Source organism: Kosmotoga sp., from assembly GCF_982836095.1.
This window is the reverse complement of the sequence record NZ_CEYIHJ010000003.1, coordinates 12,347-19,524: the sequence shown is the minus strand read 5'-3', so window position 1 is coordinate 19,524 and position 7,178 is coordinate 12,347. Positions and strand designations below refer to the sequence as shown.

Here is a 7,178-nt window from a genome sequence, read left to right as displayed (position 1 = left end):
ATTAAATTGCCCAAAAGCAGTTAGAGCGTTGATGTATTTCTGGAATTAGGTCTTCAAACCGTGAATTACCATACACTTCGTAAATTAAATCGCCAACACACCCTGGCCGAATTTGTCGATGCCGTCATAAGAGCTAAGAAATATGGCTTGGAAGTTATTGCCCACGTTATACTAAACCTGCCGTGGGATAACCTCGAGGATGTGGTAGAGACGGCAAAAATAATATCCGTGCTGCAAGTCGATGGAGTTAAGCTTCATTCGCTTTATGTCGTAAAGGATACCCCCCTTGAAATATTGTATCGCAAGGGTAAAATCAAAATTGGGTCTCTAAACGAATTTATCAACAGAGCAATAACCTTTCTGGAATATCTCGATCCAAAAATTGTCATCCATAGATTGGCAGCAGATCCACCACACGTAGGGACAGTTTTTGGTAACTGGGGCTTGCCAAAGATTGAAATATTGAACAGAATCGAAAAGGAAATGATATTAAGGGGAAGTTATCAAGGAAAGAAATACGCATATCTGAATCGATAGTTTTTAAACTGGAAAGTGGGACGGGTGGTCGCGGTATATGCCGAGGAAAGTCCGGACTCCATGGGCAAGGATGCTGGGTAATACCCAGGGGGAGTGATCCCCGGTAAGGGCCATAGAGAAGAAGACCGCTGTAAAGCAAGGGTGGAACGGCGAGGTAAGAGCTCACCAGGTCCGGGGTAACCCGGATGCTTGGCAACCCCCATCCGGAGCAAGTCCAAGCAGGGAGGGTTTGAGGGTGCCCACCGAATTCCCTCCCGGGTAGGACGCTTGAGGAATGCGGAAACGCATCTCCCAGATAGATGACCACCTAAGACAGAATCCGGCTTACAGTCCCACTTTCCAGTTTATCTTTTTTATTGGGAGTGAAAGCGTGAAATATTTACCCATGACCAGACGCGAATTGAAGAAGCTAAAGTGGAAAGAAGTCGATATAATTCTGGTTACAGGGGATGCCTATGTGGATCATCCTTCTTTTGGGGTAGCTGTTATTGGAAGGGTACTGCTGGCTGAAGGTTTCAGAGTGGGAGTGATTTCTCAGCCAGATTGGCATACTCTGAAAGATATCACTGCCCTTGGAAAGCCCAGGCTGTTTTTTGGAGTTACCGCCGGGAATGTAGATTCCATGGTTGCAAACTACACCGCTTCAAAAAAGAGGAGGAGAAGAGATGACTACACTCCGGGCGGACTGGGGGGGAAAAGGCCGGATAGGGCAACCATAGTTTATTCAAATCTCATAAAGAGCGCTTATAAGGATGTTCCAATCGTGCTTGGGGGCATTGAAGCAAGCCTCAGGCGTTTTGCACATTACGATTGGTGGAGTAATAAGGTTCGGAAATCAGTGCTTATAGATGCTAAAGCTGATGTTATCGCCTACGGTATGGCAGAAAAGAGCATAGTCAAAATAGCCAAATCGATCGCGAAAAATGGTGAGATTGACAAAGACATTCCAGGTATCGTTTACTGGTGTACGAAAAAACCTCTTGCTGGTATAGAAATCCCTTCCTTTGAGGAGATATCTAAAAATAAACTCTCATATATAAAGGCATTTCGAATCTTCTATAATGAGACTGATCCAATCAGGGGAAACAAAATATATCAAAGGCAGGATTTACGCTATGTGGTTCAGAATCCACCAGAACTTATTTCAACCACGGAACTTGATCGAATATATTCTCTTCCATATTCCAGAGAAGTACATCCAGAGTGCCTAAATAAAGGAAGAGTGAAGGCGATCGAAACAGTGAAGTATTCTATTACAACCCACCGCGGATGTTATGGAGAATGCAATTTCTGCGCCATTACTCTTCACCAGGGTAGATACGTGGTAAGTAGAAGCCCTGATTCGATTTTGGATGAAGCGAAGCTCATTTCAAAGCGAAAAGATTTCAATGGCACTATCACAGACGTTGGAGGACCAACGGCAAATATGTATGGTTTTGAATGTATGGTCAAGTTCAACAAAGGAGCTTGTTTAGAAAAACGATGCCTTTTTCCAAAAATTTGCCCTTCTCTTAGAATTGATCACACTCCTTACATTGAACTGCTGAGAAAAATAAGGAGCTTAGATGGAGTAAAACACGTATTCATTTCTTCAGGCATCAGGTATGACCTCATACTGATGGACAGGAAAAGTGGAGTGAAATTTTTAAATGAGCTCATTGAACATCACATTTCCGGACAACTTAAAATCGCACCAGAACACATTTCTGAAGATGTGCTGAAATTAATGGGAAAACCCGATAGAAAAGTTCTCGATAGATTTATCTCCCTCTTTGAATCAATGCGAAAGAATCGAAAGCTGTATCTTATAGGTTATTTCATAGCTGCACATCCAGGTTGTACACAGGATCACATGGAAGAGTTACGCAATTATGTGAAATCGAAGATGGGATATACTCCTCGTCAGGTCCAGATTTTCACACCCACGCCGTTGACCTTTTCTACCACCATGTACTATACAGAAATGAATCCTTTCACTGCAGAAAGTGTGTTTGTAGAAAAATCAGAAAAGAAAAGGACATTACAGAAAGAAATGCTTCTGCGGAGACCGCAGAAGCGAAAGATTTAACGATCGAAGAGATGGCATTTTACCATTCTTGTTTCGCTTAATTCAATCTCCGGTGGTTCTTCGACTTTGCATTTGTCCATAGCAAAAGGACATCTGGGGTGGAAAAAACAACCCGACGGCAAATCTACGGCATTCGGGACCTCGCCAGCAGGGATCATTTTTTTCTTTTTCGTTTCTGGATCCGGTTCGGGAACAGCGGAAATCAGGGCTTTGGTATAAGGATGAGCGGGATCTTTATAGATTTCCTCGAAGGATCCGGTTTCCACAATTGTTCCCAGATACATAACAGCTATGCGATCGCAGATATATTTCGTTGTTGCTAAATCATGAGTTATGAACAAATACGTAAGATTGAATTCTTCTTTTAGTTTCAGCATTAAATCCAATAACTGTGACCTCACAGAGACATCAAGCATGGCTACCGCTTCATCAGCTACCACGAATTTTGGTCTTGTAATAAGAGCTCTGGCAATTACAACTCTTTGACGTTGCCCACCTGAGAGCTCTCTTGGATATCGTTTGACGAAATCTGAAGCGGGTTCAAGATTTACTCTCGATAACATATCCAAAACCATGTCATGGCGTTCTTCCCGATTTCCAATACCGTGTATATCAAGAGGGTGCCTAACAGCATCCCCTACTTTCATATATGGGTTAAGTGCTGCCAGGGGATCCTGAAAGATGATTTGAATTTCTTTTCTCAACTTTCTAAGAGGTTCTTTTTTGAGAGCGGTTATATCCATCCCTCTGTAAACTATACTTCCAGCAGTGGGTTCAATTAACCTCAAAACAAGTCTTCCAGTGGTTGTTTTGCCACTTCCCGACTCTCCAACGAGGCCTAAAGTTTGCCTCTCTTCTATGTTGAAACTGATATTGTTTACAGCGTGAACGACCTTTTTTTCACCTGTCAGCATGGTTTTAACAAATGATTGCCTTATGGGGAAATGTTTTACTAGGTTTTTTACCTTCAGCATCATTTTCCTTCACCCTCTCCGTATAGCCAGCACTTCACCAATCTACCATCATCTGTGTAAAAATCAGGCGGAATTTTCTGCTTACAAATCTCTTTGGCTTTGCTGCACCTCTCTGCATAGCGACAACCTTGTGGGGGATTCATAAGGTTTGGGGGATACCCCGTAATGAATCTCAGCTCTTTATCATCGATATTTGTGTTAGGCACGGAGGCCAATAAGTCTTTGGTGTAGGGGTGAAGTGGATCTTTGTACAACTTGAATTTTGGGGCATATTCCACAAGATGCCCTCCATACATGACACCAATATCGTCCGCAGCTTCAGCAACAACACCGAGGTCATGGGTGATAAGAATCATCGCCATTTTGAATTTTTCCTGCAACCCCTTTAACAACTGTAAAATCTGTGCCTGAACGATAACGTCAAGACTGGTTGTGGGTTCATCGGCAATAACCAGTTTGGGATTCAAAACCAGCGAAAGGGCTATCATTACTCTTTGCCGCATTCCACCACTGAGCTGGAAAGGGTAGTCATTGAGCCTATTTGATGAAATTCCCACTTCTTTTAGAGCCTGTTCTGCCATAGCAATAGCATCTTCTTTTGAAGTCTTAGTATGCGTAAATATGGTTTCTAAAAAGTGGTCCCGCAACTTCATCACAGGATTCAAAGAAGTCATCGGATCCTGAAAGATCATAGAAATATCTTTTCCCCTTATGAATCTCAACTCTTTACTGGGCATTGAAATCAAGTCCGTTCCATTAAAAATGGCTTTCCCGGTGATTTTCGTTTCTCTAGGTAAAATGCCCAAAATCGCGCCACCAAGCGTTGATTTTCCACATCCAGATTCACCCACAAGGCCGAGAGTTTTCTTCTCTTCAACCGGAAGACTGACTTTATCAACAGCTAATACTCTTCCCTCACGTGTTTTATAACTCACCATCAAATTCTTTAACTCAAGCAGCATGTACCATCACCTCCTGGTTTCGCCAACATTGGGATTGAGGAACTCATTCAGACCCTCACTGAAAAGGCTGAAACCCAGAACAATGGTGATTATGGCAAGACCAGGGAAGAGGATCATCCACCAATAATTCAGAAGTAAGAACCTCTGTCCATTGGAAAGATCGTAACCCCAGTCAGGTGTAGGTGGAGAAATGCCAAGACCTAGAAAGCTTAACCCCGCTTCTGTCATAATTGCGTCTGCCAGGTTCATAGAGAGCACTACAATCACAGAAGGTAAAACGTTAGGAAGGATATATCTACCTAGTATGGAGAAATTCCTCGCTCCCATGGCTCTGGCTGCTTCGACAAAAAGCTGGTCTTTCAGAGAAGCCACTTGATTTCTTATCACTCTGAAATAAGTTGGGGCATATATGACAGCGATTGAAAGTGCAACATTTATCACACCGGGCCCCAAGACAGCGGCAATAGCTATGGCTAATATCAAACGAGGGAAAGAGTAAATTGCATCCATGAACATGCTGAGGATTCTGTCAAAAGCACCGCCTACATAGCCCGAGATCAGCCCCAATGGAATTCCAATGGCTGCTGCGACAGCAACAGCAAGGAAAGCAATTTTAAGTGCAATTTTTGCACCGTAAATGATTCTGCTTAGTACATCATAACCAAGGTTGGTTGTACCAAACCAATGTTCCTTTGATGGGGCTGAAAAGGCCTTGCCCGATCGTCTTACAGGATCATAAGGAGCCAAATATGGCGCGAAAATTGCCATGATCAAATACGTTAGAAGAATCGCAAAGCCCACAAAAGCCATAACGCCAGATTTGTCTCTGAAAAGCCTTCTTAAACCTTTTCCCAATCTATATGATAAACTCCATTCCTGCATGCAATCACCTCAATATCTGACCCTTGGGTCAACCAACGCGTTTATTATATCGACTATAATGCTAATTGCCACAACTATAATGGCATAAACCGCTATGGTACCCTGTATGGCAGGGAAATCTCTGTATCTTATCTTCTCAACCAGGTAAGAGCCTATTCCCGGCCAGGAAAATGTAGTTTCAGTTAGAACTGCACCGGCCATTAATGCAGCGAGTTGAAGGCCCATCACAGTCATAATGGGAACAAACGCGTTTTTCAAGGCATGGCGATAGATGACGCTATTTTCTTTGATACCTCTTGCCCTTGCGGCTTTCACGAAATCTTGTGAAAGCATTAACACCATATTGCCACGTACCATACGCAAAAAGACGCTGGATATTATAAGACCGAGAGCAAGACTTGGTAAAATTATGTGAAGACTTGCATCTTTTAGAGCGGGCATGTTCCAGGTGAAAAGAGAATCAAATAAATACATACCGGTGATTTTGTCTGGTCTAAGAAGCGGAGAAATTCTGCCGGCTATGGGGAGCCATTTCAATTTAACGCCAAAAAACCATTGGAAAAGCATACCCAACCAGAATACGGGAATTGAGTAGATAAAAATTGCATAAACTCTTCCGGTTATATCAAGTACTCCCCCATGCCTTTTTGTAGCTTCAGCACCCCAAAAAATACCAATAACAAGTGCAACGATGAAGCCAAAAATCGTCAGTTCGATGGTTGCAGGTAATTTGTCAGCAATTTCATCGGCTATTGGCCTTTTCGTTAAAGCCGACCGGCCAAGGTCACCCTTAATAATGTCGAGCAGGTAGTCGCCAAATTGATTAAGAAGCGGTTTGTCATATCCCAATTCATGCCTCTTAGCTTCAATTACAGACATGGGAGCTTTACCGCCGAGCATGGCAAGCACAGGATCCCCTGGAAGAATGCGCATCACAAGAAAAATCATAAAGAGAAGAATGAAGAACATGGGGACCGCCAGAAGAATTCTGGTGATTATATACCACTTTAACGACACGGAAGCACCCCCTGTTTATGTTTATAAACTGCCGGGTCTTTTGACCCGGCAGAACAGTTCGATTCTTATTCCTCGGTGTAGAGTAGATAGTACCTGAAGATTTGTGAAGGTTCCAAAACAACTCCTTTGACGTAAGGGTAAGTAACACAGTATTGCTTGCCCTGCCACAAAGGCACATAGGGTACGTCTATTGCGAGAACCTTTTGAACATCCTCATTAATCTCTGTTCTTATGTCTACATCAGATTCAGCTCTGGACTGTATCATCATGGTCTCTATGAGCGAATTTTCATAGAAAGCCCCCATGGATGCTGCACCAGATTTTGAAAGGAAGGGCCATAGATAGTCGTCAGGATCGAGGTAGTCAGGATACCAGCCGAGCAGGAAGGCACCCATGTAGCCGTTTATGAAATAATCGATGTATGTTGCCCATTCTGCGTACTTGATATCTACTTTGATCATGCCAGTTTCCTCGATAGCTTCTTTCAATACCTGAACAACGTCGGCTTCTGTTGACCCGTAATGGCTTGGTGTGTACCAGAGTTCTATTTCGAGAGGATTGTCTTCGGAATAACCTTCTTTTCTGAGCAATTCTTTTGCCTTTTCGAGATCTCTCTCAGGCATCACATCAAGGTGGCTCCACATGCCAATGGGAACCAGTGTGTAGAGAGGTTCTACTGTTCCCGCGAATACATCGTCCACAATATAGCTTCTATCAACGGCATAAGCAATGGCTTTT

The 7,178-nt window shown here is 43.1% G+C and carries 6 protein-coding genes, 1 other RNA gene and 1 pseudogene; 3 read left to right on the top strand and 5 right to left on the bottom strand.

Features of this window, described 5'->3' with window-relative positions:
- The 3 genes and pseudogenes from mnmL to AC3LHT_RS00495 form a co-directional block, all read left to right on the top strand.
- Positions 1-537, top strand: a pseudogene (mnmL, locus tag AC3LHT_RS00505) (tRNA modification radical SAM protein MnmL/YtqA); the annotation flags it as partial.
- Between the two features lie 12 nt (positions 538-549).
- Positions 550-880, top strand: an RNA gene (rnpB, locus tag AC3LHT_RS00500) — RNase P RNA component class A.
- A 42-nt stretch (positions 881-922) separates the two neighbouring features.
- Positions 923-2,605 carry a YgiQ family radical SAM protein gene (locus tag AC3LHT_RS00495; protein ID WP_488661667.1) on the top strand — a complete coding sequence of 561 codons (1,683 nt, stop codon included), beginning with the start codon at positions 923-925 and terminating at the stop codon, positions 2,603-2,605.
- Here the strand turns inward: AC3LHT_RS00495 and AC3LHT_RS00490 are convergent.
- From AC3LHT_RS00490 to AC3LHT_RS00470, 5 genes are all read right to left on the bottom strand, one after another.
- A complete protein-coding gene (locus AC3LHT_RS00490; RefSeq protein WP_290646297.1) occupies positions 2,602-3,579 on the bottom strand; it encodes an ABC transporter ATP-binding protein in 978 nt (325 codons plus the stop codon). The genes AC3LHT_RS00495 and AC3LHT_RS00490 overlap by 4 nt on opposite strands.
- A complete protein-coding gene (locus tag AC3LHT_RS00485) occupies positions 3,579-4,541 on the bottom strand; it encodes an ABC transporter ATP-binding protein (protein ID WP_290646295.1) in 963 nt (320 codons plus the stop codon). The genes AC3LHT_RS00490 and AC3LHT_RS00485 overlap by 1 nt, the downstream gene beginning before the upstream one ends.
- 6 nt (positions 4,542-4,547) lie before the next feature.
- A complete protein-coding gene (locus AC3LHT_RS00480; RefSeq protein ID WP_488661659.1) occupies positions 4,548-5,423 on the bottom strand; it encodes an ABC transporter permease in 876 nt (291 codons plus the stop codon).
- Between the two features lie 9 nt (positions 5,424-5,432).
- Positions 5,433-6,440: an ABC transporter permease gene (locus AC3LHT_RS00475; RefSeq protein WP_290646291.1), complete on the bottom strand. Its 1,008-nt coding sequence runs from the start codon at positions 6,438-6,440 to the stop codon at positions 5,433-5,435.
- Positions 6,441-6,505: 65 nt separating this feature from the next.
- Positions 6,506-7,178, bottom strand: a 673-nt coding sequence (locus tag AC3LHT_RS00470; RefSeq protein ID WP_488661658.1) for an ABC transporter substrate-binding protein, incomplete at its 5' end; no start/stop codon positions are given.